The following is a 27000-nucleotide window of genomic DNA, read 5'->3' as shown; positions in this document are numbered from 1 at the left end:
TGGTGTTACTTCGTCCAAAGAAATTTTCACACCCGGCGATTATTGCCTCTTTTTAATATTCAATTAACCCTATTTACAATAAAAACAGATTAATTTTAAATTTCAAACCATACCATTATGGAAGCATTAATAAACGGAACCGATTTACTATATGTTGGTTACAAAGAAACAGGAATATTAGGGCTTGCTTTAAAGCTTGCTAATTCAAAATATAATGATCAGCCGAAGGAAGAGGTACTGGCGCTTTTCAAGAAAGTGAAAGACTATCCCGAAAATTTCCTCGATGATGAGGTGCTGGAACAGTTAGCTTCTGCGATGATAGAAGAAGCTAATGCGCCTAAAGAGGAAACTATTCCGCTAAAAGAGACGGCTGAGGCTTATACCGTTTATGGAACAGCCCATATCGAGCAGGGCGCCAAAGACCAAATGGATGTGGCTATGAAGCTTCTGGTAACTGTTGCAGGGGCTTTGATGCCTGATGCGCATCAGGGTTACGGATTGCCAATAGGTGGGGTACTGGCGACAAAAAATGCCATTATTCCTTATGGTGTTGGTGTTGATATTGGGTGTAGAATGGCATTGTCGGTTTATGATATTCCCGAAGAGCATTTTCTTTTGAACGAAGCCAAATATAAGAGAGAGCTTATTGCTCATACTAAATTTGGGGCAGGGCATGGTTACCATGGTCAGTATAAAACGGATCATGAAGTATTGGATAGAAAGGAGTTCAATATTGCGCCTTTCATCAAAAATCTTCACGATAAGGCCTGGTCACAGTTAGGTACATCGGGAGGAGGAAATCACTTTGTGGAATTCGGTATTATTGAATTCGATAAAAGGGATGAGGTGCTTGGAATCGAAAAAGGCCGCTATGTGGCATTGCTTACGCATTCAGGGTCAAGAGGATTTGGTGCGACAATAGCAGGGCATTATACAAAGCTTGCTAAGGATATTACTAAACTTCCAAAGGAAGCGGCTAATCTGGCATATTTAGACCTTAACTCTCAGGCAGGGCAGGAGTACTGGATAGCCATGAATCTTGCAGGCGATTATGCTTCGGCATGCCATCAGGTTATCCATGATAAGATGAAAAGAGCTTTAGGTGCCGAAGTGTTGGCTAAAGTGGAGAACCATCATAATTTTGCCTGGAAAGAAATACTGAATGGTGAAGAAGTGATTGTGCATAGAAAAGGTGCTACCCCTGCCGGTAAAGGTGTTATGGGTATCATTCCGGGGAGTATGACGGCACCGGGATTCCTTGTGAGAGGTAAAGGAGAGGCAGATGCCATTAACTCAGCCTCGCATGGTGCCGGAAGGCAGATGAGCCGTACTCAAGCCATAAAGAATATTACCAAAGCCGATATGAGACAGGTATTGAAAGACCACGGTGTATCGCTTATTGGTGCCGGAAGGGACGAAGCGCCAATGGCATATAAAGACATTGAGGCTGTTATGGCTTCGCAGACCGATCTTGTTGATGTTGTTGCCAAATTTACCCCGAAACTGGTGCGTATGGCTGATGACGGCAGCAGGGAAGATTAGAATTTAAATTGAAACTATTAGCCGGAAATTTTCCGGCTTTTTTTATGGGTAGCTGCCATCTTCTGTTATATTTGTAATACAAACATTTTCTCATGAAAATCATTCCTTACATATCCTTTCTTAGTTTTATGGGACTATTGGTGTTTCAGCCAAAAGGCATGTCCTTCCGCGAAAGCGAGAACAAAATTGTACAGGATACTGTAAAAGAATGGGCTGAGGTTAATTTTGAAGCGCAGGGTATTCAGAATCGTATGGCTTATGCTGATACGGCCAACTTTATGCATCAGAAAATCTATCCCTGTGCACGTTGTTTTCTGCGCCCTGAAGTGGCTGAGGCTTTGGAAGAGGCCAATCAGATTGCGAAAGATAAGGGGTATACGTTGGTTGTATATGATTGCTATCGGCCGTATGGCTACCAAAAGGTTATGTATGATATTGTGAATGACCCACGTTATGTAGCACCTCCGGGCAAAGGTTCTAACCACAACCGCGGTCGCGCAATTGACTTGTCGCTGGCAGATGAGAATGGAAACCTGCTGGATATGGGGACGCCTTTTGATGATTTTACTGAACAATCCCATTATGATGCCGATGGCATTACCCGTGAGGCTAGGCGTAACAGGAGGGCTTTGCGTAATATTATGAAAAAGGCCGGTTTTTCGCCCTATAATCATGAGTGGTGGCATTTTGATTATAAAAAACAAAACTACGAAACCGCTGATTTCAGGTGGGATTGCGAATAATTCTACGTCATTGTCTGTCTATTTGTTGCTAAAAATTTCCGTTATAAGGTAATCTCCTATTATCTTTGTCTTCCTATACAATTTTTATTATGGAACTTAAACTGCATAAACCTATATGCTTTTTTGACCTGGAAACGACAGGGACTGATATATCAAGAGACCGTATCGTGGAAATATCGGTTTTAAAAGTTTATCCTAACGGGAATAAAGAAAGCCGTACATGGCTTGTAAATCCCGAAAGGCCAATACCGCCAGCTACAACTGCTTTTCATGGTATTACCGATGATAAAGTGGTTAACGAGCCTACTTTTAAGGAGCTGGCAAATACCATTCATAACATGATAAAAGATTCAGATCTTGGAGGATATAATTCTGATAGGTTTGATATTCCGCTATTGGCAGAAGAGTTGCTTCGTGCCGGTGTGGACTTTGATATGAAGAACAGGGTATCGGTAGATGTACAGACCATTTTCCATAAAAAAGAAGAACGCACGCTTAGCGCTGCGTATAAATTCTACTGCGGAAAAACACTTGATAATGCCCATACGGCAGAAGCGGATACCAATGCTACCTACGAAATACTGAAATCGCAGCTGGAGCGCTATGACGATCTTCAGAACGATATGAAATTGCTATCGGAATATACTACACGTAAAAAAGTAGTAGACTTTGCAGGTTTCATCGTGATTGATGCTGACGGCGATGAGATGTTTACCTTTGGTAAGCACAAAGGGGCAAAAGTTGAGAAAGTGCTGGAGCAGGAGCCCGGTTATTTTGGATGGATACAAAATGCTGATTTTCCGCTTTATACCAAAAAGGTGTTAACGGCTATAAAACTCCGAAAATTAAATAATAAATTGGCTTAAACAATTTTCCCCCGAAAACACGATGAAAATAATTTGCATAGGCAGGAATTATGTTAAACACATTGAAGAACTGCAAAACGAAAGGCCTGATGAGCCTGTTATTTTCTTAAAGCCTGATACGGCGGTGGTGCAAAAGCAGTTTCCGTTTGTTATACCTGAATTTACTAATGATGTGCATCATGAGGTTGAGGTATTGGTCAAGATAAATAAGGTGGGTAAATATATAGATGCTAAATTTGCACACAAATATTATGACGAAATTGGGCTTGGTATCGATTTTACAGCGCGTGACCTGCAGGCAAAACTTAAAGAAAAAGGATTGCCGTGGGAAAAAGCAAAAGCCTTTGACGGATCGGCAGTTATAGGTGATTTTGTTTCGAAAACAGAATTTGCTGCGCTGGATAATATCAGTTTTGAACTGACCAATAATGGTACTGTTGTGCAAAAAGGCAATACACAGCACATGTTATGGAAGATAGATGAGATTATAGCTTATGTGTCGCAGTATTTTACGCTCAGAACGGGGGATGTCATCTTTACGGGTACGCCGGAAGGGGTTGCGAAAGTAAGCCCGGATGATGTGCTGGAAGGTTTTATAGAAGGAAAGAAATTATTCAGGATACAGGTTAAATAATGGCACTATACTACAACTTATCAAAAGTATATGCGATCTCAGATAATGATGTTGAGTTTGCAAAGCAGATCGTGGTGCTTTTTCTTGAAGAAGTACCTGTAGAAATTACGAATATTAAAGACGGGCTTGAGGAGAAAGACTATCAGAAAGTGTATCATGCAGCTCATAAAATTAAGCCTACGCTTGACCTGTTGGGGATGGATCTGGCTTATGAGGATGTGGTTGCGGTTGAAACCTGGAGCCGTGCAGAAGGTAAGAGGAAGGAGATTAAGGATATTGTGAAAAGCCTTAAAGAATACGTAAGCAAGACGGTGAAAGAACTTAAAAAAGATTATGACCTTTAGATAATGAAAGCAGCGGTTGTTACCATTGGGGATGAGATACTTATAGGGCAGATAACAGATACTAATTCGGGTTATATAGCCAAGGCGCTTGATAAGATAGGTATCAGTGTTTATGAAACGCGTTCTATAAGCGATGAAAGAGAACATATTTTAGATACGCTTTCTTATTATCAGGACAGGGTAGATTTGGTGATTGTAACCGGTGGTTTGGGGCCAACAAAAGATGATGTTACAAAAGTTTCGTTTTGTGACTATTTTGAAGACCATCTTGTGCGTAACGAAGAACTTGAGGCTCATGTAATAGCACTTATTGAAAAGGCTATGAAAAGGCCTGCGTCACAAATGAATAAAGATCAGGCATTAGTGCCTTCCAAAGCAAGAATATTGCATAATGCAGTAGGTACCGCTCCCGGTATGTGGATGGAAAAGGCTAATACCGTTTTCATGTCGTTGCCGGGTGTGCCTTATGAAATGAAGTATATTATTGATAATGAGATAATCCCTGCTTTGATCGAAAAATATGAAAGGCCATATATTATTCATAAAACCATAATTACGCACGGACAGGGAGAAAGCCTTGTTGCCGAACGTATAGAAGACTGGGAGAACAATCTGCCGGAATTCATAAAGCTGGCTTATCTGCCTAATCCGGGGCGGGTAAGGCTCCGTATGAGTGCCAGGGGGACTGATGAAGCTTTATTGCGTAGCAGTATAGAAGCTGAAGCAGAAAAGCTTAAAGAGCTAATAGGTGATATTATTGTAGGATTTGATGAAGGAGAGACCATTGAGGTGGTGCTGGGAAGATTGCTGAAACAAAAAGGTAAAACGCTCGCCCTGGCCGAAAGCTGCACCGGAGGAAAAATCGCTCAGATGATAACATCTGTAGCGGGATCCTCGGCATATTTTAAAGGAAGTGCGGTAACCTATGCTACCGATGCAAAAGTAAATATACTGAAAGTAGAACAACAGCTAATTGATGTTTTTAGTGTTGTAAGCGCTCAGGTTGCCGAGAATATGGCGCTAAGGGCGAAGACACTTTTTGGTGCCGATTATGCGGTTTCTACTACAGGAAATGCAGGTCCTCTAAAAGGCGATTCGGCAGTCGAAGTGGGGACAGTTTTTATAGGGATTGCAACCCCAAAAGGTGTATTTAGCGAAAAGTTAGACCTGGGACAGCCGCGAGAGAAGGTTATCGAAAGAGCTTCTAATAAGGCTCTTGAGAAGATTTATCATGAAATTTTAAAAAACTAATTGATTATGTTTGTGTAATCATTTTATTTTTCTTTTCTTTGCACCCTGAATTTGAATAACGATATAAAAGCGAGAAATAATGTCAAGAGTTTGTGCCCTTACCGGTAAAAAAGCGATGGTAGGAAATAATGTTTCCCACGCAATGAACAAAACTAAAAGGAAGTTTAGTGTAAACTTAGTGAAGAAGCGTTTTTATCTTCCTGAGGAAGATAAGTGGATCACACTTAGAGTAGCCGCTTCTACTATCAAGACAATTAACAAAAATGGTATAGCTGCTGTTTTGAAAGAAGCTAAAGCTAACGGGTTTATTAAATAATCCATACCTAATAAATATATAGCAAGATGGCAAAGAAAGGTAATAGAATCCAGGTGATTTTAGAGTGTACTGAGCACAAAGCTTCTGGCGTTGCTGGAACTTCAAGGTACATTACTACAAAAAACAAAAAGAACACACCAGACAGACTTGAGATTAAAAAATTTAATCCTGTTCTTAAGCGTGTGACTGTACATAAAGAAATAAAATAATTATTAGTCATGGCAAAGAAAACCGTAGCATCGTTACAGACATCTTCAAAAAGGTTAACTAAAGCTATCAAGATGGTAAAATCTCCTAAAACAGGAGCTTACACTTTCGTTGAAAGCGTTATGAACCCAGAGGAAGTAGATGCATTTCTTAAGAAGAAATAATATCTACCATAATATATAGAAAAGCTACTTTCAGTTTACGGAAGTAGCTTTTTTATTTTCTATATTTACCACGGGAAAAAACAAAAATTACAACTGCTTATATGAATTTCTTTAAAAAAATATTTTCTTCTGAAAAGAAAGAAACATTAGATAAAGGACTTGAACAAACCAAAACTTCTTTCTTCTCGAAACTGTCAAAAGCTATTGCCGGAAAAGCAAAAGTAGATGATGAAGTTCTCGATAACCTGGAAGAGATACTTGTATCTTCGGATGTTGGGGTTAACACTACGCTTAAAATTATTGAGCGCATTGAAGCGCGCGTTTCTAAAGATAAATATCTTGGAACAGATGAGCTTAACCAGATATTAAGGGAAGAGATTGCAGGATTGCTTTCAGAAACCAATAGTGGAGAGGCTTCTGAATTTGATATACCGGCCAATAAAAAACCTTATGTTATAATGGTTGTTGGCGTAAATGGTGTTGGTAAGACTACGACCATTGGTAAACTGGCGTACCAGCTCAAAAAAGCAGGCTACAATGTAGTGCTGGGTGCTGCTGATACTTTCAGGGCTGCGGCTATAGACCAGCTTCAGGTGTGGGCAGACAGGGTAGGTGTACCAATCGTAAGACAGCAGATGGGTAGTGATCCTGCTTCGGTTGCTTTTGATACGCTACAGAGTGCTGTAAGCCAAAATGCCGATGTGGTTATTATTGATACTGCCGGACGTCTTCATAATAAAGTCAACCTGATGAATGAGCTTACCAAAGTGAAGAGGGTAATGCAAAAGGTGGTAGAAGATGCTCCGCATGATGTATTACTTGTTCTTGATGGTTCTACAGGACAAAATGCTTTTGAACAGGCTAAACAATTTACAGCTGCTACCGAGGTTAGCTGTCTTGCAGTAACTAAACTGGACGGTACTGCTAAGGGCGGAGTGGTTATAGGGATATCTGACCAGTTCCAGATTCCGGTAAAATACATTGGAGTAGGTGAAGGAATTGAAGATCTTCAGGTATTTAATAAATATGAATTTGTAGATTCTTTTTTTAAGTAAGAATCTAAAATAGATATGAAAAGGTAGTGCAAAAGCACTACCTTTTTTTTGGAACACATGTAAGAATATATCTATATTTGCTTCCGATTTAAACTAAACCAATCAGATACACTAATGAAATTTTTTACATTAATTGCGGCATTATTTTTTGCGGCACAATTATCAGCTCAGGATGTTGAGGGCTATTATATAACTGAATCGGGAAAAAAAGTTAATGGCTTTTTTAAATATGGAGATTTTTTTGAGACAGCGTCTTTGAAATTTAAGCAATCCAGAAGTGGTGAATTTGCTGTTTTGCCACAGGGTGTTGTTGAGTATGGTGCAGTTGATGAAAAGCTTATATTTGAAAAACATAAGGTGAAAATTGATTTTTCGGGTAATAATAGTAATGATAAAGATCCTCAATGGTCTACACAGGAAGTGTTTCTGAATGTATTGCTGAAAGGAAAAGCTACCCTGTATTCTTATACCAGTAATTATAAGACTGTATTTTTCTTTAGTGTAGAATCGGCACAAGAGCAGATTGATCAGTTGGTGTATAAACAATATATATTAGAAGATGGAACTGTAGCTGAGAACAAAATGTTCAGGCAACAGCTTTTTAATGCTGTAAAATGTGATGGAGAACAAATATCTGATTTTACTGATATTGCTTACGCTCAGAATAAGCTTATAGAGGTTTTTCAAAAATACAATAAATGCAAAGGGGTTAAGAGCAAAGTTTATGGGGTGAAAAAATCGAACTTCAGGTATAGTGCTTTTGCCGGTATACATAGTCTGAATGTTGGTATTGACAGTGCTGTGCCTCCGGTTAGCGACCAAACGAATGTTAACTATACTTTTGGAGGAGAGATAGCATATGTTTTTCCTTCTGAAGGGCCTTCGTTATTTTTCAGGATTGAGTATGAGTCGTTAAACTCAGAAAATGTTGATTCATATGACAAAGTATATAATGTGTTCGAGAGTTCTTATAAATTAAGTGGTAGTGCTTTCAATTTTATTTTTGGCCCTCGCTATAATTTTCAGATAACTAATAAGCATTCGCTTTATGTTGATGCCGGCTTTTGTTTTAGTGCGCCTGTTGCTGATATAAAAAGGACAACTCTGATACATCCGGTTAATGGCACGCCTTACAACGGGGAGTATTCGTCGTTTGATCTTACACCTGCCTTTGGTTTAAACTTTGGAATAGGTTATAATTTTGGAAGATATGGAGTAGCAGCGCGCTATGTTACCAAGAGGGATTTTCTTGATGATACACTTAGCTCATTTAAAACTGAAATAAGCAGGCTTGGCTTAATAGTTAGTTATACAATTAATTAAAAAAGCTTATGCTGTCAAGCATACTGGTACGGGTAGTAAAATATTTTTTTTATGTTATAATTGAAAACTAAATGCAAAAAATAGTTTCGTATGATATAGTAATAAAGCACACTTTTAATGCCTAAATTTGCCTTACCAATAAAATGAACATAACGATGAAAAAAACTGTCATATTACTTTTTGTGTCACTGTTTGCTTTCTCTTGCGGACATACTGTTTCTGATGAAGACCTTCCTAAGCTGAATGGTTACTGGGAAATCGAAGAAGTTATTATGACCGATGGTGGCAAAAAAGAATATACGGTAAACCCAACAATAGATTATTTTGAGCTTAAAGGCAAAGAAGGTTTTCGTAAAAAAGTAATGCCCCAGTTGGACGGTACCTATAGGGTAAACGATCTGTCTGAAAAGATTGCGATCGTGAAAGAAAATGGCAAAACGTATATCAGTTATACGACTGAATATGCAAAATGGAAGGAAGAGCTTTTAGAGCTTGATGATAAAGAACTGGTAGTGAAGAACCAGCATGATATAGAATACCATTATAAGAAACCGCAACCTTTTTCTGTTAAGTAATGGCAAAACGATTTAATGAAGAACAGTCGGTAGGTGATGTGCTGAAACAGTTCATGCAGGAGAATAGGCTGCAACCAGGCATGGATAAGATAGATGTGCGCGATGCCTGGAAAAATCTTATGGGCAATGGAGTGAACAACTATACGCGAGAGATCATGCTCAAAGGGACTACATTGTATGTAGAGCTTACTTCGGCAGTGTTGCGGGAGGAACTGAGTTTTGGTAAGGCCAAGATCGTTAAGATGATAAATGAAGAACTGAAACGCGAAGTTGTAAAAGACGTAGTGTTACGATAGCAAAAATGCCGCTCTTTAGCGGCATTTTTTTATATAAAAGCTTTGGTTCTTTCTGATTAGAACTGCTCTCTTCCTGCAAAATGGAAAGCACCTTCGATAGCAGCGTTCTCATCGCTATCAGATCCGTGAACTGCGTTCTCACCGATTGAAGTAGCATATTTTTTACGGATAGTACCTTCAGCTGCATCAGCAGGGTTAGTAGCACCGATTAGTGTTCTGAATTCTTCAACTGCATTTTCTTTCTCAAGGATAGCAGCCACGATTGGACCTCTTGACATGAATTCTACAAGCTCTCCGTAGAAAGGTCTTGCACTGTGTACAGCATAAAATGCCTGAGCATCAGCTACAGTAAGTTGAGTAAGTTTTAGTGATACGATTTTGAAACCTGCATCAGCTATCATTGCTAAAATACCACCGATATGCCCATTTCCTACTGCATCCGGCTTGATCATTGTGAAAGTCCTGTTTGTTGCCATTGTAAATTTTAAATTTTGTGCAAAAATAGGGGATTTTAGTGAAATAATTTTAATAAACCGTTAATGTTTTTTGATTTTTAAAGCACAATAACATTGAATTCGTGCTCCAGAGGTTTCAGTTTATCAAATAGTTCTGCTAAAAGTTTACCGTCGTATTCAAGATAGAATTCAGAGAAGTTAGCTTTGCGCTCCTGAAGGCTATGGTTTGGGAAAAGCTCATTCTGAATTTGAGTAATGCGTTCCAGCTGCTCGGCATGGCTGCGTTTTTCGGCTTTTAATAATCGTTTCTCAAGGTTCTCAAGTCCTTTAAGTTGTTTTATTTGCTGTGCTTTTACAGCGCCTGTAAACGAAGCATCGGTTTTAGCCGCCATGGCATTCAGATTTTCAAACTGCTCTGCCAGGAATTCTTTTTGTGCCGAAAAATCAAGCTTAAACTCAGAGAAAGATTGAACCCGTTTGTTAAGAAGCTGCTGTTGTTTTGAGAAAACATCTTCCCAACTAAGGTCAAGTTTGTCCAGTTTCTCAACTTGTTTTTGTGTTGCTACCAAAACCGAGTTACGCAATAGTAATATAGGGAATGTGACATTAGCGGAATTGAAATAGGATTTCAGCTCCAGCCAGTAAGCCAGTTCACCCCCTCCGCCAATGTAGCAAAGGTTAGGCAGTATTACTTCCTCATAAAGCGGACGCATAATAACATTAGGACTGAATTTCTCAGGGTTGGATTCTAATAAGGCTAAAATCTCAGCTTCAGAGAATTTCAATTCTGTGTTATTGATGTAATAGTTGCCTTCCTGATGGATAATGCGTTCCCTGATGTTGTCTTCTATATAAAACAGGTTGATTTCTCTTGGGTTTACCTGTATGTTGTAATCTTTAAGCAGTGTTGCCGTTTCGGCTACTTTTTGATGTGAAGTCTGTTTTAACAGCTCTTCCTTAACATATGGTGCGAAATGCCTTTTCAGATCGGCATCATCACCATCGATTATTACAAGTCCTTCACTGCCAAAAATTGCATTGGCAAGATAACGGGTAGCATCGGCAAGGTTAGTGTGTTTCAGGTAAGCGTTTTTAAACAGTTCCTTTAGCCATACGGCATTATTGCCGATACCTAATTCTTTAGCAAAGACATCGAGCACGGCAGTAAGGCCGTCGGTTGACAATCGGCCTACAGGCCCTGTACTTTCTCGCGGCCATTTTATTTTTTTATTCCTGAAGTTAAAGTAATTGATCTCTTCAAAATCATGGTCTTCAGTTGCCATCCAGTACACCGGAACGAATTCTTTGGTGGGATAGGCTTCTTTCAGCTGCCTACTCAGGTTAATGGCAGAAACTATTTTGTAAAGGAAATATAGCGGACCTGTAAATAAATTAAGCTGGTGGCCGGTAGTGATAGTGAACGTATCGTGTCCGGCGAGCAGCTGTATGTTTTGTTGGGTATATGCCGAAGCAGAAGTGTCTTTATACTGTCTTTCAAGTGCGTTTACAAGCGTTTTTCGAAACTCAGGATTGTAATTTTCCTGCTTTTCCTCTATCTGTGATTTAAAATTTTCTACAGTAGGGAAACGGTTGTACAGCGGCTTCAGCGTATCTTTCTGGTTAAGGTAGTCGTTTATGATTGGGGTGAAATATCCTGAACTCTGGAAGCTGATACAGTCTGATGGCATTTTAGTATAAATTTTCCCGTAAAATTAAGGAAAAAACAATTTCGATGTCACTTTATAATGACATATCAAATACGTCACTTTCTTAAAAAGACAACTTAAATATTTACGGCCTCTTCCCAAACCTCTTTCAGGCTCAGGAAACTGTTATAGGCATATTCGCTGTTAGGGTATTCTATAAGGATTTCATCTTCTACATCAATAAGTTCATAAGCTTTGCTTTCAGGATTGTACAGATAATCTTTTCGGTTCGAAAGCTGTATCTTGATGAAATTGGGTTTAAGCTTAACATCAAAAAAGCCTTCGCCATTAATGGTTATGCTTTTCACTTTGGCAAGTTCTACCAGTGTGCCGTTCAGATTAATTATTTTTTTCATATTCAGTGGGGGTTTGAACCGGCAAATATAATAAAAATCTTACCTGAAGTTTAACAATCAATTGATTATATAATAATCTGACAAAAAAAGAATTATGCGTATGTTGAATATGGGACTAATAAAGTGGATGATTTCTAAATTATTCAAATCCCAAAAATATCCCGTATTTTTGCACTTTAATCCCTATCTGTTTTGAATACCAAAGCTTTTTTAATTACTCCGCCTTTTACGCAGCTCAATACACCCTATCCAGGTACAGCTTATTTAAAAGGATTTCTGAATACCAAGAACATAGCCTCCTTTCAGGCCGATCTTGGTATTGAGGTAATATTAAAATTATTTTCAAAACAGGGATTGACGGATTTATTTGGCAGGATTGAAGAGAAAAGGCAGGAGGCAGAAGGCAAAAGTCCGACAACCGACAACCGACAACCATCAACCAATTCACAACGTATAATCGCCCTTAAAAGTGAATACCTTAAAACGATAGATGCTGTAATGCTTTTTCTTCAGGGAAAGAACCCTACGCTGTCGCACCTGATATGCAGTGAAGATTTCCTGCCCGAGGCTTCACGCTTTTCGCAGCTTGAAGAACTCGACTGGGCATTTGGTTCTATGGGAACACAGGACAAGGCCAAACACTTTGCTACGCTATATCTTGAAGATATATCCGACCTTATCGTTGAATGCATCGACCCGCATTTTGGCTTTAGCCGCTATGCCGAAAGGCTTGGGCGTTCGGCTAATTCGTTCGATGAGTTATACCATAGCCTTCAGCAGCCTTATACGTATATAGATGAATTACTCTTGGAGATATTGCATCAACGCATGCTGGATGTGGATCCAACGCTGGTAGGCTTCTCTGTACCTTTTCCGGGGAATTTATATGCGGCTTTTAGAAGTGCGCAATACATCAAACAGCATTTTTCTGGTGTGAAGATTACTATGGGTGGCGGTTTCCCGAACACGGAACTGCGCTCGCTGACTGATGCACGTGTGATGGAGTTCTTTGATTTCATTACGCTTGATGATGGCGAAGCTCCGGTGGAATGCCTTATCGAGCACCTTGAAGGTAGAAGAAGCATTGACCAGCTGAAACGTACTTTCGTCCTCATCGATGGAGAAGTAAAATATATAGACAATTCAGGATGCAGGGATTACAAACAAGCCGATGTTGGCACGCCTGATTATACCGACCTCCTGCTTGATAATTATATCTCTGTAATCGAGATTGTTAACCCAATGCACCGCATGTGGAGTGACGGACGCTGGAATAAGCTTACCATGGCTCACGGCTGTTATTGGGGTAAATGTACCTTTTGTGATATTTCCCTTGATTATATAAAAATATACGAACCCGTTGCAGCAAAATTGCTGGTTGACCGGATGGAAGAACTTATTGCCCAAACGGGGCAGAACGGCTTCCATTTTGTAGATGAGGCTGCTCCACCGGCATTGATGCGAGAGGTGGCTTTAGAGATACTACGACGCAATCTGGCTGTGACCTGGTGGACAAACATACGCTTTGAGAAGAGCTTTACGGCCGATCTTTGCAAATTGTTGAAGGCATCGGGCTGTATTGCTGTTTCCGGCGGACTTGAAGTTGCTTCTGACCGTTTGCTGGAGCTGATTCAAAAAGGGGTAACGGTAGCCCAGGTAGCACGCGTAACCCGTAACTTTACCGAAGCCGGTGTTATGGTTCATGCTTACCTGATGTATGGTTTCCCGACGCAAACGGCACAGGAAACCATCGACTCACTCGAAATGGTACGCCAGATGTTTGAAGCGGGTGTGCTTCAGTCGGGATTCTGGCACCAGTTTGCCATGACGGCACATAGTCCGGTGGGTATGTATCCGGAACAATTTGGGGTATTGAAAGAAAATGAAAGCATTGGCAGCTTTGCCAATAATGACATAGTGCATGTCGACAAGTCGGGGGCTAACCACGATAAGTTCAGTTTCGGACTGAAGAAGTCGCTGTTTAACTATATGCACGGAATTTGTTTTGACTACGAATTACAGGATTGGTTTGACTTCAAAGTGCCACGTACCAAAATTCCGGATGATTATATCTATAACGTGCTTCAGGATGATGACAGCTTTAATGTAAAACCTACAGCTAAAGTTGTGTGGACAGGGGGGAAGCCTTCGGTGTCTTACTTTACTAAAAACAAGAAGGGCAGGAGCTTCGAAACGGCTTCGCTGACTTTCCATGATAAAAAAGAGAGCTTTACCATTCAAACGGATAAAGAGCAAGGGGAGTGGCTGGCTGTATTTCTTGAAAAAGCCGCTGTAGCCGCTAAAGAAGTAATGACTTTTGCAAAAGCCAAACAAAGCTATGACGATGCAGGCCTAGATGATTTCGAACTGCTATGGTATGGAAAACCCGTAAACACTTTACGCGATTACGGGCTTTTAGTATTGTAAGAAGTATATTTAGAATTTCTTGGATTCTTCCATTTTGGTGTATTTCTCTGCCTGATCTTTAGAGAGAAGTGGTAATACTTTCTTGTATATCCTTCCGGATATTGCAGAGGCCTTGTCTCTTCTTTCATCTGTAGTGATGTCCTTTTCAGAGTTCAAGTTCATGATGTTTTCCCTTTCTCCTTCTATGATGTCTTTTATAGCCGCCTTCTGGAAATCATCAAGTTTAAGTTCTTTTGCAAGATAATCTGTAGACTGCTCTACAAAATCTACTTTACCGCCTTTTTTCCTGTCGCGTTTGTATTGCGAAGGAGCAATGCGGCGGTCTACCTGTGCACTAAGCTCTGTGGTGAATAAAAAGGCAAAAATAACAAGTAGTAAAGATGCTTTAAGTTTCATGTGTTTATAAATAATAATATCAAACCTACTAAAATTGTGCCAAACAAAAAAGCTAAAGTTTTGAGACTTTAGCTTTTTTTGTACAATTAGTTTGCGACTACGTCAGCAGGAATACCATAAAGGTCAAATTCGGTAGCGTCGGTAATTTTTATGTTTACAAATTCGCCTGTTTTCATATAAGCAAGAGAAGCATCTATCAGTACTTCGTTATCTACATCAGGACTATCAAATTCTGTGCGTGCAACAAAGTGTGCACCTTCTTTACGGTCGATGATACAACGGAATGTCTGCCCGATTTTCTCCTGGTTCAGATCCCATGATATTTGCGACTGAATCTCCATGATCTCATTGGCACGCTGCTGTTTTACATCAGCAGGCACGTCGTCTTCAAGAAGGTAAGCATGGGTGTTTTCTTCGTGAGAATAGGTAAAGCAGCCAAGGCGCTCAAAACGCATCTCTTCGACCCAGTTTTTAAGGATTTGGAAGTCCTCTTCAGTCTCTCCAGGATAGCCTACAATAAGAGTAGTCCTGATGGTCATTCCGGGAACAGCTTTCCTGAATTCTTTTAGAAGATTGGTAGTCTTTTCCTTGGTAGTACCACGACGCATCGATTTTAATACGTTATCGCTTATGTGCTGAAGAGGAATATCTATATAATTACAGATCTTCGGCTCACGGTTCATTAGTTCAAGAACATCCATCGGGAAGCCCGAAGGGAAAGCATAATGAAGACGTATCCACTCAATGCCTTCTACCTTAACAAGGTTTTCAAGCAGTTCTGCAAGGTTACGTTTTTTATAAAGGTCAAGGCCATAGTAAGTAAGGTCCTGAGCAATAAGTATAAGTTCTTTTACGCCATTGCGTGCAAGGCCTTCGGCTTCCTTAACTAGTTTTTCGATAGGCTGCGATACGTGTTTTCCACGCATCAGCGGTATAGCACAGAAACTGCACGGACGGTCACAACCTTCGGCAATCTTAAGGTAAGCGTAGTTTTTTGGGGTAGTGGTAAGGCGTTCACCCAGAAGTTCGTGCCTGTAGTCAGCGCCAAGAGCCTTCAATAGTCCGGGAAGCTCAGTGGTTCCAAAGTACTGGTCTACATTAGGGATCTCTTTTTGAAGGTCAGGCTTGTAGCGTTCGCTAAGGCATCCGGTAACAAAAACCTTATCTACAATTCCCTGTTCTTTCTTGTCAACATAATTCAGGATCATGTTAACCGACTCTTCCTTTGCATTGTCAATGAATCCGCAGGTGTTGATAACGATGATGTTACCTTCCTGATCGGCAGGGGCTTCATGGGTCACATCTTTACCGCTTGCCCTTAGCTGTCCCATAAGAACTTCACTGTCGTAAACGTTCTTAGAACATCCCAGGGTTATTACATTGATCTTATTCTTCTTTAACGATTTGGTTCTCATGTACTTGAAAATTGGAGTGCAAAATTAAGCAATTATTTGGTTTCTTGCGGGGTTAAAGGTTAAAGTTTTAAGCCCGATGCCCGAAGGTTCGATGTTTACTGTTGGATTTAGTGTTTTGACTTATCAATTAGGACTGTTTACAAAAAAACCTTCCTTATTGCTAAAGAAGGTTTTTTCTTTTATAAAACAAGATTAATGAATTACAGGTCTATAGTATAGGACAGCGTCACGTTATTGCTTGTCGTTTTTATGTTTGATGTGTCTGAGAATGCTGTAGGCAGCATTAACCCTTCTTGCGAGCGCTGGTACCATGAGTAGGCAAGGTCAAGCCTGGATGTTCCGAATGAATATCCAAGTCCGCCGGTTGCACCGTTAAGATCCCCTATGGTCTTGCCGTTTTTGTATGGGCTTTGCTCAAAGCGGTATCCACCCCTGATGCTTACTTGTTTAATTCTATATTCTGCGCCAACTCTTACCGAGCTCGCTACCTGAAGAGTGTTGTTTAACTGGTCGTTAATTGCACTGTATCCATGGCTTTTATATTCTGTATTGGCATAATTTTTTATGGAGTAATCTAAACTTAACAGCCCACTTTTACCAAAGATGTAAGCTGCACTGACAGTATATTTTGCAGGGTTTTTGATGGTGTATTTATCATAAACGAATATCATCCCGGGATCAAAAATAAAAGATGCTGCGTCGCTGTTGGCATCACATTCAGGACAATAAGAACCTATTCTTTGCGAAACTTCATTGCGAAGCGTCATCCATGTAGGAGATTCATAAGCAAATCCTGCTCTAAAAGAATCGCTTACTTTATATATTGCACCAAGATTGAATGAAAAACCGCCTCCATAGGTGTAACGGTGGTTGTCAAATTGTAATGACTGCATCCCCGTGGCTAAGGGATTGTTAGTGTCTTCGTAGAAGGTGCTGTTTTCAATATAGTCCGTAAAATGAGCGTTAAGGTTTATACCTACATACAGACGCTCTTTTAGCTGGGCAGCAAAATTGAAAGCTACCTTGCCATTAAAACCTGCTGTGCGCATGTAATTTTCCTGGTAATAATTTCCGGTTGCAGGAACATTGCCTGCATAAGGAGGCCCTTCGGTGGTTGTTGGGTTAAACGCATAAGCATTATAGCCTAAAAATGCCTGCTGATCATTATAGCTCAGGTCAGGATAGTAGGCATTATTTAAAGTGTTTAGCGAAATAGGTTCTTCGTTACCCTGGCCATTGGCATACCTCAAAAAATACTGGTCTACGGAATTGTTTGGATTTACACCGCGTGAATAAGTGCGATTATAAAAACTGTTAGAGTTTTCATAGTTGAATCCAATGGTGAATTTTCGCATGGTTGCCTCTTCACTGTTGTTTGTGAATACAAATACAGCTCCCAGCTGGTTCAGGTCAAAGTTGTTATAGTTCTCGCGCTCCTTTGTGCCAAAATAATTTGCATTATTGCTTAAATTATAGTTTGAGACAGATAGCGTACCTACATTATAGTTGAATATCGCTGCTCCTGCAGGATTGATGGTCATCGCAGAAAGATCTCCGCCCACAGCGCCAAAGGCACCGCTCATGGATCTGAAGCGGGCTGTTCCGTTGAGATTGTCAGTTGTATAGCGCACGGCATTTCCGGCTGTATTTAATGTCTGCTGAGCAGAAGAAGCTGTAGCAGTCAGGATGGTAACGGCAAATAGTATATATTTCTTCATAACAATAGGGATTAATGTAAAAGCCCCCATGCTTAATAAACATAGGGGGCTTGTATTGTGTTATCCTCGTCGGCCGCCTCCACCGCCTCCACCGCGTGAGCCACCACCTCCGCCACCACCGGATCTTCCGCCGCCGAAGCTTCCGCTTCCGGAACTGCTACGTGATGGAGCGCTATAGGTTGGGCTACTGCTTCGCGATGGTGCACTGCTCCTTGAAGGAGTATAAGTGTTGTTGCTTCTCGAAGAGTTATTGTTGTAAGAGTTTCTGCTGCTTCCGTTATTTTGGGTATTATAGGTTGCATTTCCGCGAGACCTTACGGTATTACCGTCCCTTGCGGCAGTATTAAATCGGCTGCCACCGTTTACGTTGTTTATACTTCTGCTGCTGCTTCGTGAAGTGTATACGTTACTGCCTCCGTTTCTGCTGTTAAATTGTGCATTACGGGAATTAGCATAAGCATTTCTGTTGGTGCTTCGGCTGCTATTACCATAATACTGGCTTCTGCTGCCTGCGTAATAAGAAGTTGATCTTGGGTTGACATAGTTTCCTCCGCCACCATAATAAGGGGGATAATATCCTCCACCATAGTATCCACCGCCATAATAAGGATAACCCCATCCCCATCCGTAGTAAGGATATCCCCATCCGTAGCCGTAATAAGGATAGCCCCATCCCCATCCAAATCCGATGGAAAGTCCCCATCCTCCATAGCCATAGCCGCCGTAACCGCCATAGCCACCGTAAACATTTACATTGGTGGTGCTGGTTTCTTCACCCCATCCCGGATAAGAGTTGCTCTCAGTGTAGCTGCTTGCATAGCCCTGAGTGCGCACTACAGTATCATTAGCAGTTTTTTCTCCTGTCTCGATAAGTGGGAATTCGTTTTGTAACGATTTATAATATGCTGAATAGTTTTGGCCTGAATTTTCACCGTCCCTGTATTGCTGAACGTTGCCATCATTATATTTATATACGGGACTGCCATTAGCATCGCGCGGTACAGAGCCATAAACGCCGTCATTATCTTGTGTCGAGCTGTTTTTGGCAGAGCTGCAGGAAGTAATAGCCAGCCCTAATATTCCCAATAGGCAAAAAAGGGAAATCCGCTGGGTATTGAAGTAATTAGTTTTCATGGCTTTGCTTTTTTTATTGTTGAAGTATTCAAAAATAGTTAGTTTTGCTAAACTATATTTATATATAAAAGTAAAACAATATTTGTGCCAATTTATTTAAAATGAGTAAAAATCTAACAACAAGAGCAGAAGATTATTCCAAATGGTATAATGAACTGGTTGTAAAAGCAGACCTTGCTGAAAATTCAGGGGTTAGGGGATGTATGGTGATTAAACCATACGGCTATGCAATATGGGAAAAAATGCAGGCAGAACTTGATAAGAAGTTCAAAGAGACAGGACATGAGAATGCGTATTTCCCCTTATTCATACCCAAGTCTTATTTCAGTAAAGAGGCGAGCCATGTAGATGGTTTTGCCAAAGAGTGTGCGGTTGTTACTCACTACAGGCTAAGAACAGCTGAAGATGGCTCTATAGAAGTAGATCCTGATGCTAAGCTTGAAGAAGAGCTTATCGTAAGGCCTACATCAGAAACTATTATCTGGGATACCTACAGGAAATGGATACAGTCGTACCGTGACCTGCCCCTTCTTATTAACCAGTGGGCAAACGTTGTGCGTTGGGAAATGAGGACAAGGCTTTTCTTAAGGACTGCTGAATTCCTTTGGCAGGAAGGGCATACTGCCCATGCTACACAGCAGGAGGCAATCGCAGAAGCAGAACAAATGATGAATGTATATGCTGATTTTGCTCAGAACTTTATGGCTATACCGGTTGTGAAAGGTGTAAAAACAGCCAACGAACGTTTTGCAGGAGCTCTTGAAACCTATTGTATCGAGGCGCTTATGCAGGATGGTAAAGCACTACAGGCAGGTACTTCGCACTTTTTAGGGCAGAATTTTGCTAAAGCCTTTGATGTGAAGTTTGCTAACCAGGAAGGGAAACAGGATTACGTATGGGCTACATCATGGGGAGTGTCGACACGTCTTATGGGTGCGTTAGTAATGACACACTCTGATGATAACGGACTAGTGCTGCCTCCAAACCTGGCGCCGATACAGGTGGTTATCGTTCCTATTTACAAAGGTGACGAGCAACTTGCTGCAATCTCTGAAGAAGCAAACCAGCTTATGGCTAAATTGAGAAAATTAGGCATATCGGTTAAATATGATAACAGGACTACACAAAAGCCGGGCTGGAAATTTAATGAGTATGAGCTTAAAGGTGTACCGCTTCGTGTAGCTATCGGGCCAAATGACCTTGCTAATGGTACATTTGAAGTTGCGAGAAGAGATACGCTTACTAAAGAAACTATCAACGCAGGCGATATTGTTACTTATATTCAGGACATGCTGGAGACAATCCAGTCGGAATTATTCAATAAGGCACTTGAGTACAGAAACTCGCATATAACTGAGGTAAACAGCTTTGATGAATTCAAAGATGTGCTGGATAACAAAGGAGGCTTCGTTGCGGCCCATTGGGATGGCACGCCGGCTACTGAAGAAAAGATAAAAGAACTTACAAAAGCAACAATTCGCTGTATCGCATTAGATAGAGTAGAAGAGGCGGGAACGTGCGTATACACTGGTAATCCGTCAGTTGGAAGAGTTCTTTTTGCAAGGGCATATTAGAAAATTAAAAATTTTTAATTTTTTTTGTTTCAACTCTTGCGGAAGTGAAAAATAGTTGTACATTTGCAACCGCAATACAGAAACAAAATGGCCCGTTCGTCTATCGGTTAGGACGCCAGGTTTTCATCCTGGTAAGGGGGGTTCGATTCCCCCACGGGCTACAACAATTTGAGAGTATAATGGTCCGTTCGTCTAGGGGTTAGGACGCCAGGTTTTCATCCTGGTAACAGGGGTTCGATTCCCCTACGGACTACAATTAAAACATTAACAAGTTTATAAGTTAAGAAAATGGCAAATCACAAGTCAGCATTAAAGAGAATCAGAACAAGCGAAAAGAAAAGAGTGTTGAACAGATATCAGCACAAAACTACTCGTAATGCTATAAAGGCAATACGTTTAGCTACTGTGAAGAGCGAAGCTTCTGCTAAACTTGCATCGGTTGTTTCTATGATCGACAAATTAGCGAAGAAAAACATCATTCACTCGAACAAGGCTTCAAACCTTAAGTCTAAATTGACTAAACACGTTGCTTCACTAGCATAAGCTAAAAGACAACAATCCAATATAGCAGAGCTCTCCATTAACGTGGAGAGCTTTTCGTTTTGCTAATTATTAAGGGTCAATGCAAAAATCAGGTATTTTTACCTGGTTTTTCTAAAGAATTAAATTTCATATTTGCAGGTGCATGCATTGTCACCCAATGCTGTCTTAATCAACCTTACTGATATGGAATCCTATGTAATTGCTGATGCCAGACTGGTTACTGTATCTTTAATCATAGATACAGATTATATACTGAAGAATTTTCCTGATGCGGGCCTTAACAAAAAGGGAGCAATGAGAGTAGATGCCGGAGTGCTTTCCATGCTGTCTGATATGAAATCGATAGTGTCGGGCTATAACAGCTCTAACCTGAAAATAAAGGCTAATATTGGTGATGTAATTGTTTTTGAAGCAGAACCTAAGCATTTCATAGCTAAAGAATGCATACAGCTTTATAAAATAATTCCCTGTATTGGCAGGCTGGACATACTTCCCTGCTCAAACGAGGATGAACTACTCACTTCGGATTGCAATAAGCCCGAAACAAAAAAGTTTATGGCTATGGTAAAACGTAAAGGACTTGAACAAATTGAAGTCCGTTTTTCGGTCTATACATTAGCCGGTGATGGAGTCAATTATAACTTTCATGGCACTTTTTACTGTGACCTCCTCGGTTTCGAAGTACAATAACACACAAGTTAATGTGCAATTATTGTATCAGTATCGCTGCTTTCTGTAAACGTGGTTATTCTCCTTCGTCCAATTAATAGTATCAGTAACGCAATAAGAGTGCTCGATGCCATGATGGCTACCATTGGCACCATAGAATCTTTTACCAATACACCTACTGCCATAGAAGCCAGTGAACCTAATCCCATTTGTAAAGCACCTAATAGTGCCGAAGCACTTCCTGCATTATTTGAGAACGGTGCCAGTGATAGCCCTGCGGTATTCGGATTGGTAAGGCCTAAACAACCCAAATAAAGGAACAGCATGGTTATTGTTGAATAAAGGCCGAGCCAGTTGTTGATGGCGGCTATAAGGAAGGCGAAGCTTATTACCAATTGCAATATCAGTCCGATGTAAACTAACTGCTCACTTTTATATTTGCGTAGCAACAAGGAATTGAGCTGGCTAACACCAATAAAGCTTACCGACATAAAAGCGAATATCCATCCGTATGTTTCGCCTGAAACATTAAATATGTCCATAAACAGGAGCGGAGAACCTGCAACATAAGTAAATAATCCTGAAAATGCTATGCCTCCGGAAAGGGCATAGGTGTAAAACTGTGGATGTGTAAGTACCTTTGCAAAACCTTTAAGTATCGGTTTTGGCTTTAGTGAGATAGAATGATCCGGTTTTCTTGTATGAGGTAATCCAAAGCGTGAAGCAAGTAACACGGCAAAGCCCATCAAGGCAAGTATTATAAAGATGCTATGCCATCCCCATGCTATGATTACATAACCGCCTATGGTTGGGGCAAGCATTGGCGAAAGGCCCAAAACAAGTAGCAGTAGTGAAAATACTTTCGGGCTGTCTTCTACCGGGAACAGGTCGCGCACCATAGCCATTGCAGCTACTGAGGCAGCACAGCTTCCTACAGCCTGAACAAAACGCAATGCTATAAATACATCTATATCTTTTGTTACCGCGCAACCAAGGGATGCTATCAGGTAAACAACAAGTCCTATGTATAAAGGTCTTTTTCGGCCAAAGCGGTCTAATAGCGGCCCATAAAGCAGCTGTCCCGCAGAGATGCCTATGAAATAACTGGATAAAGAGAGCGAAACCTTACTTACTGTGGTGTGCAGATCGTCAGCTATCGCTGTGAATCCGGGAAGGTACATGTCTATAGAGAAAGGGCCAAGTGTTGTTAAGAATCCTAAGATGAGTATAAGTGAAATGTATTTTTGCCTGCTCACGATTATTTATTTTATGCAAAGATAGCCTGTGGCTTTGGTATTTGTTTATTACTAAGCTATTATTAGAGATTTTATAACATACCAAAATAAAGCATCCGCCATGGCGGATGCTTTATAAGTATAAATTTATTATTTACGGTTTCTTTTCGGTAAAGCCTTTTCGGGTCATTTCGCCCCAGCTTTTCTGTCCTCTCATTTTTTCTACATAGCCTTTTAGTGCTGCATATACTGTTATTGGATGGAAATATATTGGTTCGAGAAAAGCAGCCATCAGCATTTTTCCAAAATCCCTTCTTTTTCTGTACTTATGGTAGGTTCTTTCTTCGGTGTACAATGCCAATACTGAGAATACAACTGCAAAGGTGTATACAAACAGCAGCAGTAATATAAAATAATGCCAGTTCAATAATCCGAAAATCACAAACACAATAGTAATTACTATACCCATAAATTCTATAAAAGGAGCAAGAAACTCAAAGAATGTCCAATAAGGAAAACTTATCATGCCCAGTAGTTTATATTTAGGGTTCATGAACATTTTTTTATGTATCTGAAGAGTTTCTATAGTACCACGCATCCACCGGCTGCGCTGTTTAATGAATATGTCTACACTTTCCGGAGCTTCTGTCCAGCAAAGCGGGTCGGGAATATAACTCACGGTATAAGGAGCGTTGTTCTCAAGCATATAACGCCTCATGCGTACCACTAGTTCCATGTCTTCGCCTACGGTTTTTGTGTCATATCCTCCGGCCAATAATGCTATCTCTTTGTCAAATGCCCCAAATGCCCCACTGATGAGTAACAATCCATCGAGGCGGCCCCAGGCCATACGTCCTAAAAGAAAAGCCCTTAAATATTCCAATACCTGTATCCTTGGCAGCATCTTGTCAGGAATGTTTACTTCTACAAGGCGGCCATCCCTTATTACGCACTGGTTGGCGATCCTTACTACACCACCGGTAGCTATTACTCTTTTTCCGTGGCCTTCTAAAAAAGGTTTGGCAAGTTTTAGCAGCGAGTCTTTGTCTAATATACAGTCTACGTCTATGCAAACTACATACGGATTGTGGGCAATGTTAAGGCCAATGTTGAGAGCATCGGCCTTGCCGCCGTTTACTTTATCTATTACCACCAGTTTTTTAAAAGCAGCATTTTTAGAAACGTAAACACCTTTTATGGGTTTGGTAGGTATTTGTTCGTTATAGTTGAAATCTGCAAGAACAAGCTCATAGCTTTCAATTAGGATTTCCATAGAATTGTCCTTGCTTCCATCATTGACAAGGATTACCTGGTAATTGTTATAGTTAAGTGAGAGGAGTGAGCGCACATTCTCCTTAATAGTCATTCCTTCATTATAAGCGGGCGCAATAAGCGAAAGTGCCGGAGCATATTCGCTGGACAGCAATACCTCATAATCTACAAAGCTGTTACGTTTCAGGTATTCACGCAATTCCCTGGCAGAAAGGTAGGCGAGTATAAGGTACGACGACATGATGAGTATGGCATAGGCCAGGATCAGGATGAGGTATATGTGTACAAGGACAGATATTTCTGTATTAAACCCAGTCATTGTTCTTTTTTGTTTGGGTTGTTAAAAAATTCAGCAATTCCTGCGCTTCAAGCTTTATATGTTCGTTTGGAGCATTGACTAACAGGTCTGATACAAACGGAATCTTACGGGCCAGCTCAAGGGTGTGGATAATTTTCAGTCCAAGGCTTATCACTGTTGTATTGCTTGATGTAAGTAGTCGTTCTACCTCTTCATTCTCTTCAGCATAATTTCGTTTAAAAGCATTTATGATGTTAACCTGCTCCCACATATAAATAGGGTCTTTGTGGTAGGTGAGCTGTACAATCCCTTTGTTTACATCAAGGGCTGTACATGCCTTAATGGCCGCGATCATTACTTCTTTGTTTTTAGAACCGGTTAGTTTAGCCAAACGTGAAAAAGCTTTGGTAATCCTCATTTCGCCGAGCTCCTGTATGCCCTTGCAAACTACCGGCCATTTTTTGCTTCTGAGTTTGCATAGTGATGTCTTCATCAGTCCCGATTCATAATAGAAAGTTTCGAGTATGCGGGCGGATGCCCCTCCATAATTTTGATGCAGGTTGATGATGGACTTCATCATTTGTTTTCTGAAGTTTTTTATTTTCAGGAAGTCGGCATATTCGCTGTCTTCTTTTATAGAAGCATAAGTGCGTTCTCCAAAAATAACCGACATGAACATTGTTTCTATGATCGCATTGTACTTTGCATAGTTTTTCCTTCGTTCTATCTTTTCAGAACGGATGACCATAATAAACAGGAACAGCATGCCTGCTATACCGATAAATAGGGCAATTGAGAATAGCAGGAAAGGTTCCAGCCAAATACCTGATTTATATGCCTTCCAAAGGTTTTCCATTAAAATCGTTTAGTGAAAATTATCTGGCAATTGAATTTATGCCTGAAAGAATCCGGTAGATATTCTTCGTACTCATACAGGAATACAGGCTTTATAAAAAATGAGTCGCCAAACCTGTGTTGGTATTGTATTCCTGCCCTGTATGCAGTTAACGGTTCTATGCTATTACTGTAAATATAAAGGTAAGGTACGTTGCCATATTGCAGTTCCAGCCTTACAAGGTTTTCTTTTTGCTCATCATACTTCTGAAAGCTTACTACATGAGAGAAGAGCGTATTGTTTACGTCATAATAGGGCCTGTATGCGACAGTGTATTCTCCAAACCTGTAGCCTGCCTGTCCGGTAAGTAAGGTAACATTGTCATCTTCAAAATGCATATAACGGGCTCCAAGTGAAAAGTCAAATTGTGCCTGAGGAGCAAAATAATACTCAGTGCCAAGCCTTAGTTGCGGAAAAATAAACTCTCCGTTAGAAAAGCCTGCATTGGCATAAAGATAGCTCCTCTTAAAGGTCTGATAAAAATCAGCCTCTACCTGGCCTTCGGTTTCGCCATAGCGGTAACCAATGTTAGCACGCCCAACGATTGTAGATTTGGTAAATTTTCTCAAATACTCCACATAACCATAATGTGTAGGCGATTCTCCGGGATCTGCAGTCGAAATATTAAGATAAGAAGCAGCTATGGCATTTTTCTTTTTTCGGCTTATGATAGTTTTGAGTCCTGTAGCTTTTTCATTGCTTTTATAGGGTTCGGGTAATTGGTCAATAAGGGCAAGAGCTTCAGTATCACGCCCTGTTTTTTCAAGGCAGGTAGCTTTAATGATCAATATATCTGCATTATCAGGCTGCAATGCAAGATACTGGTCGCAATAGGTTATACAGGCCTCAAAATCATACGACCAGTAATAGGCATTGATAAGTGCTTCAAGAGCTTCCATATTCGGTTTTTCCCTGTCAACCAGTGGGCGGAGTGTTTTCTTTGCTTTAGAGAAATCCCTTTTCCAGCTGTAAACACGCCCCTGATAAACTATAATGTCTTCGTTGCCCGGGTATTTTTGTTCAAAAGTATTGAGTATTTTAAGGGCTTCGTTATAATTTTTAGCTTCAGCTTTTGTCCTTACCTGTTTGAAGGCGGTGTCAATATCCTGCTGGGCAAACGACAGCTGATGGATAAATAAAGAGAAAAGTAAACAGGCTAATAGTCTCATCGGCTTCTTTCTTTAAGGAGTTTGTTGATCCTGACAAGCAATACCGACGGACTTATGGGTTTAGCCATAAAGTCATTAGCGCCAATGTCAAATGCATCAAGTTCTGTCTGCTCAATACCCGAAGAGGTAAATATAATTACCGGCGTATCCCGCTTTAGCGTGATGCGTACGTATTGGGTCATTTCCATACCGCTTATGCCCGGCATGTTTATGTCAGTTAGTATGATGTCATAATTGTTATCCTTTATAGCCTCAAGTGCTTCTCTTCCGTCATAGAATTGATTGACTTCAAAGCCTTTTGATTCTAAAAAAAAGGATAGTGATTTTCTAAGCAGGTCGTTATCTTCAGCCAGAATTATTTTCATAATGATAAATTTAGTTGCAAAGCATCCCCCAATGGTTTACGTGCTAAAATTTATGAG

29 protein-coding genes and 2 tRNA genes are annotated in these 27000 nt (G+C 40.5%); 19 read left to right on the top strand and 12 right to left on the bottom strand.

All coding sequences use genetic code 11. The features are described 5' to 3' along the window. Window positions 1-117: 117 nt before the first annotated feature. The 13 genes from ACX0HA_RS07430 (at window position 118) to ACX0HA_RS07370 (ending at window position 9316) form a co-directional block, all read left to right on the top strand. Window positions 118-1542: an RtcB family protein gene (locus ACX0HA_RS07430; RefSeq protein ID WP_458844634.1), complete on the top strand. Its 1425-nt coding sequence runs from the start codon at window positions 118-120 to the stop codon at window positions 1540-1542. Window positions 1543-1634: 92 nt separating this feature from the next. Continuing rightward, window positions 1635-2285, top strand: coding sequence for a M15 family metallopeptidase (locus tag ACX0HA_RS07425; protein ID WP_458844633.1), 651 nt, complete (start codon window positions 1635-1637; stop codon window positions 2283-2285). Between the two features lie 89 nt (window positions 2286-2374). Beyond that, on the top strand, window positions 2375-3151 hold the full coding sequence (locus ACX0HA_RS07420; protein ID WP_458844632.1) for an exonuclease domain-containing protein: 777 nt from the start codon (window positions 2375-2377) through the stop codon (window positions 3149-3151). Window positions 3152-3173: 22 nt separating this feature from the next. Continuing rightward, a complete protein-coding gene (locus ACX0HA_RS07415) occupies window positions 3174-3785 on the top strand; it encodes a fumarylacetoacetate hydrolase family protein (RefSeq protein ID WP_458844631.1) in 612 nt (203 codons plus the stop codon). Next, the gene (locus ACX0HA_RS07410; RefSeq protein WP_458844630.1) at window positions 3785-4129 is read left to right on the top strand and encodes an Hpt domain-containing protein; all 345 of its coding nucleotides are present in this window, start codon (window positions 3785-3787) and stop codon (window positions 4127-4129) included. Before ACX0HA_RS07415 ends, ACX0HA_RS07410 begins: the two co-directional genes overlap by 1 nt. Before the next feature lie 3 nt (window positions 4130-4132). After that, complete coding sequence (locus ACX0HA_RS07405) at window positions 4133-5380, top strand: CinA family nicotinamide mononucleotide deamidase-related protein (protein WP_458844629.1); 1248 nt, start codon at window positions 4133-4135, stop codon at window positions 5378-5380. Between the two features lie 79 nt (window positions 5381-5459). After that, window positions 5460-5696 (top strand): 50S ribosomal protein L28, encoded by a 237-nt coding sequence (gene rpmB / locus ACX0HA_RS07400; RefSeq protein ID WP_114757812.1) that lies wholly within the window; start codon window positions 5460-5462, stop codon window positions 5694-5696. A 26-nt stretch (window positions 5697-5722) separates the two neighbouring features. Then, window positions 5723-5905 (top strand): 50S ribosomal protein L33, encoded by a 183-nt coding sequence (gene rpmG / locus ACX0HA_RS07395; protein WP_011963553.1) that lies wholly within the window; start codon window positions 5723-5725, stop codon window positions 5903-5905. A gap of 9 nt (window positions 5906-5914) precedes the next feature. After that, window positions 5915-6067: a DUF4295 domain-containing protein gene (locus ACX0HA_RS07390; RefSeq protein WP_458844628.1), complete on the top strand. Its 153-nt coding sequence runs from the start codon at window positions 5915-5917 to the stop codon at window positions 6065-6067. A gap of 101 nt (window positions 6068-6168) precedes the next feature. Further along, the gene (ftsY, locus tag ACX0HA_RS07385) at window positions 6169-7122 is read left to right on the top strand and encodes a signal recognition particle-docking protein FtsY (protein ID WP_458844627.1); all 954 of its coding nucleotides are present in this window, start codon (window positions 6169-6171) and stop codon (window positions 7120-7122) included. Between the two features lie 114 nt (window positions 7123-7236). After that, on the top strand, window positions 7237-8445 hold the full coding sequence (locus ACX0HA_RS07380; RefSeq protein ID WP_458844626.1) for a hypothetical protein: 1209 nt from the start codon (window positions 7237-7239) through the stop codon (window positions 8443-8445). 155 nt (window positions 8446-8600) lie between these two features. Continuing rightward, complete coding sequence (locus tag ACX0HA_RS07375) at window positions 8601-9020, top strand: lipocalin family protein (protein ID WP_458844625.1); 420 nt, start codon at window positions 8601-8603, stop codon at window positions 9018-9020. Then, window positions 9020-9316 (top strand): DUF721 domain-containing protein, encoded by a 297-nt coding sequence (locus ACX0HA_RS07370; RefSeq protein ID WP_458844624.1) that lies wholly within the window; start codon window positions 9020-9022, stop codon window positions 9314-9316. The genes ACX0HA_RS07375 and ACX0HA_RS07370 overlap by 1 nt, the downstream gene beginning before the upstream one ends. A 56-nt stretch (window positions 9317-9372) precedes the next feature. Here the strand turns inward: ACX0HA_RS07370 and ACX0HA_RS07365 are convergent, their stop codons facing one another. The 3 genes from ACX0HA_RS07365 to ACX0HA_RS07355 all read right to left on the bottom strand — a co-directional run bounded on the left by ACX0HA_RS07365 (window position 9373) and on the right by ACX0HA_RS07355 (window position 11833). Continuing rightward, the gene (locus tag ACX0HA_RS07365; RefSeq protein ID WP_317500666.1) at window positions 9373-9792 is read right to left on the bottom strand and encodes a nucleoside-diphosphate kinase; all 420 of its coding nucleotides are present in this window, start codon (window positions 9790-9792) and stop codon (window positions 9373-9375) included. Between the two features lie 77 nt (window positions 9793-9869). Beyond that, entirely contained in the window at window positions 9870-11459 is a 1590-nt protein-coding gene (gene bshC, locus ACX0HA_RS07360; RefSeq protein WP_458844623.1) for a bacillithiol biosynthesis cysteine-adding enzyme BshC, read from the bottom strand. Window positions 11460-11554: 95 nt separating this feature from the next. Beyond that, window positions 11555-11833 carry a hypothetical protein gene (locus tag ACX0HA_RS07355; RefSeq protein WP_458844622.1) on the bottom strand — a complete coding sequence of 93 codons (279 nt, stop codon included), beginning with the start codon at window positions 11831-11833 and terminating at the stop codon, window positions 11555-11557. Between the two features lie 192 nt (window positions 11834-12025). Here ACX0HA_RS07355 and ACX0HA_RS07350 point away from each other — a divergent pair, with 192 nt between their 5' ends. Continuing rightward, window positions 12026-14260, top strand: coding sequence for a B12-binding domain-containing radical SAM protein (locus ACX0HA_RS07350; RefSeq protein ID WP_458844621.1), 2235 nt, complete (start codon window positions 12026-12028; stop codon window positions 14258-14260). Window positions 14261-14269: 9 nt separating this feature from the next. On the opposite strand, the gene ACX0HA_RS07345 is transcribed toward ACX0HA_RS07350, so the two are convergent. The 4 genes from ACX0HA_RS07345 to ACX0HA_RS07330 all read right to left on the bottom strand — a co-directional run bounded on the left by ACX0HA_RS07345 (window position 14270) and on the right by ACX0HA_RS07330 (window position 18923). Further along, window positions 14270-14656 carry a hypothetical protein gene (locus tag ACX0HA_RS07345; RefSeq protein ID WP_458844620.1) on the bottom strand — a complete coding sequence of 129 codons (387 nt, stop codon included), beginning with the start codon at window positions 14654-14656 and terminating at the stop codon, window positions 14270-14272. 86 nt (window positions 14657-14742) lie between these two features. Next, entirely contained in the window at window positions 14743-16071 is a 1329-nt protein-coding gene (rimO, locus tag ACX0HA_RS07340; RefSeq protein WP_458844619.1) for a 30S ribosomal protein S12 methylthiotransferase RimO, read from the bottom strand. Between the two features lie 200 nt (window positions 16072-16271). Continuing rightward, window positions 16272-17789, bottom strand: coding sequence for an OmpP1/FadL family transporter (locus tag ACX0HA_RS07335; RefSeq protein WP_458844618.1), 1518 nt, complete (start codon window positions 17787-17789; stop codon window positions 16272-16274). Window positions 17790-17849: 60 nt separating this feature from the next. Next, window positions 17850-18923: a hypothetical protein gene (locus tag ACX0HA_RS07330; RefSeq protein WP_458844617.1), complete on the bottom strand. Its 1074-nt coding sequence runs from the start codon at window positions 18921-18923 to the stop codon at window positions 17850-17852. Window positions 18924-19024: 101 nt separating this feature from the next. Between ACX0HA_RS07330 and proS the strand changes: the two genes are divergently transcribed. The 5 genes from proS to ACX0HA_RS07305 all read left to right on the top strand — a co-directional run bounded on the left by proS (window position 19025) and on the right by ACX0HA_RS07305 (window position 21730). After that, entirely contained in the window at window positions 19025-20497 is a 1473-nt protein-coding gene (proS, locus tag ACX0HA_RS07325) for a proline--tRNA ligase (RefSeq protein ID WP_458844616.1), read from the top strand. A gap of 89 nt (window positions 20498-20586) precedes the next feature. Further along, a tRNA-Glu gene (locus tag ACX0HA_RS07320) sits at window positions 20587-20658 on the top strand. A 20-nt stretch (window positions 20659-20678) separates the two neighbouring features. After that, a tRNA-Glu gene (locus ACX0HA_RS07315) sits at window positions 20679-20750 on the top strand. A gap of 35 nt (window positions 20751-20785) precedes the next feature. After that, window positions 20786-21040 (top strand): 30S ribosomal protein S20, encoded by a 255-nt coding sequence (rpsT, locus tag ACX0HA_RS07310; protein ID WP_458844615.1) that lies wholly within the window; start codon window positions 20786-20788, stop codon window positions 21038-21040. Between the two features lie 183 nt (window positions 21041-21223). Then, on the top strand, window positions 21224-21730 hold the full coding sequence (locus ACX0HA_RS07305) for an AidA/PixA family protein (protein WP_458844614.1): 507 nt from the start codon (window positions 21224-21226) through the stop codon (window positions 21728-21730). Window positions 21731-21738: 8 nt separating this feature from the next. Here ACX0HA_RS07305 and ACX0HA_RS07300 read toward each other — a convergent pair whose 3' ends face one another. The 5 genes from ACX0HA_RS07300 to ACX0HA_RS07280 all read right to left on the bottom strand — a co-directional run bounded on the left by ACX0HA_RS07300 (window position 21739) and on the right by ACX0HA_RS07280 (window position 26943). Then, on the bottom strand, window positions 21739-22965 hold the full coding sequence (locus ACX0HA_RS07300; RefSeq protein WP_458844613.1) for a multidrug effflux MFS transporter: 1227 nt from the start codon (window positions 22963-22965) through the stop codon (window positions 21739-21741). Window positions 22966-23098: 133 nt separating this feature from the next. After that, a complete protein-coding gene (locus tag ACX0HA_RS07295; RefSeq protein WP_458844612.1) occupies window positions 23099-24535 on the bottom strand; it encodes a glycosyltransferase family 2 protein in 1437 nt (478 codons plus the stop codon). After that, window positions 24522-25370 (bottom strand): hypothetical protein, encoded by an 849-nt coding sequence (locus ACX0HA_RS07290; RefSeq protein WP_458844611.1) that lies wholly within the window; start codon window positions 25368-25370, stop codon window positions 24522-24524. The genes ACX0HA_RS07295 and ACX0HA_RS07290 overlap by 14 nt, the downstream gene beginning before the upstream one ends. Further along, entirely contained in the window at window positions 25370-26578 is a 1209-nt protein-coding gene (locus ACX0HA_RS07285) for a YaiO family outer membrane beta-barrel protein (RefSeq protein WP_458844610.1), read from the bottom strand. Before ACX0HA_RS07285 ends, ACX0HA_RS07290 begins: the two co-directional genes overlap by 1 nt. Next, complete coding sequence (locus ACX0HA_RS07280) at window positions 26575-26943, bottom strand: response regulator transcription factor (RefSeq protein ID WP_458844609.1); 369 nt, start codon at window positions 26941-26943, stop codon at window positions 26575-26577. The genes ACX0HA_RS07285 and ACX0HA_RS07280 overlap by 4 nt, the downstream gene beginning before the upstream one ends. Window positions 26944-27000 lie beyond the last annotated feature (57 nt).

The sequence above is a fragment of the Flavobacterium hauense genome, assembly GCF_054457175.1.
This window is presented reverse-complemented; position numbering and strand designations above follow the sequence as displayed.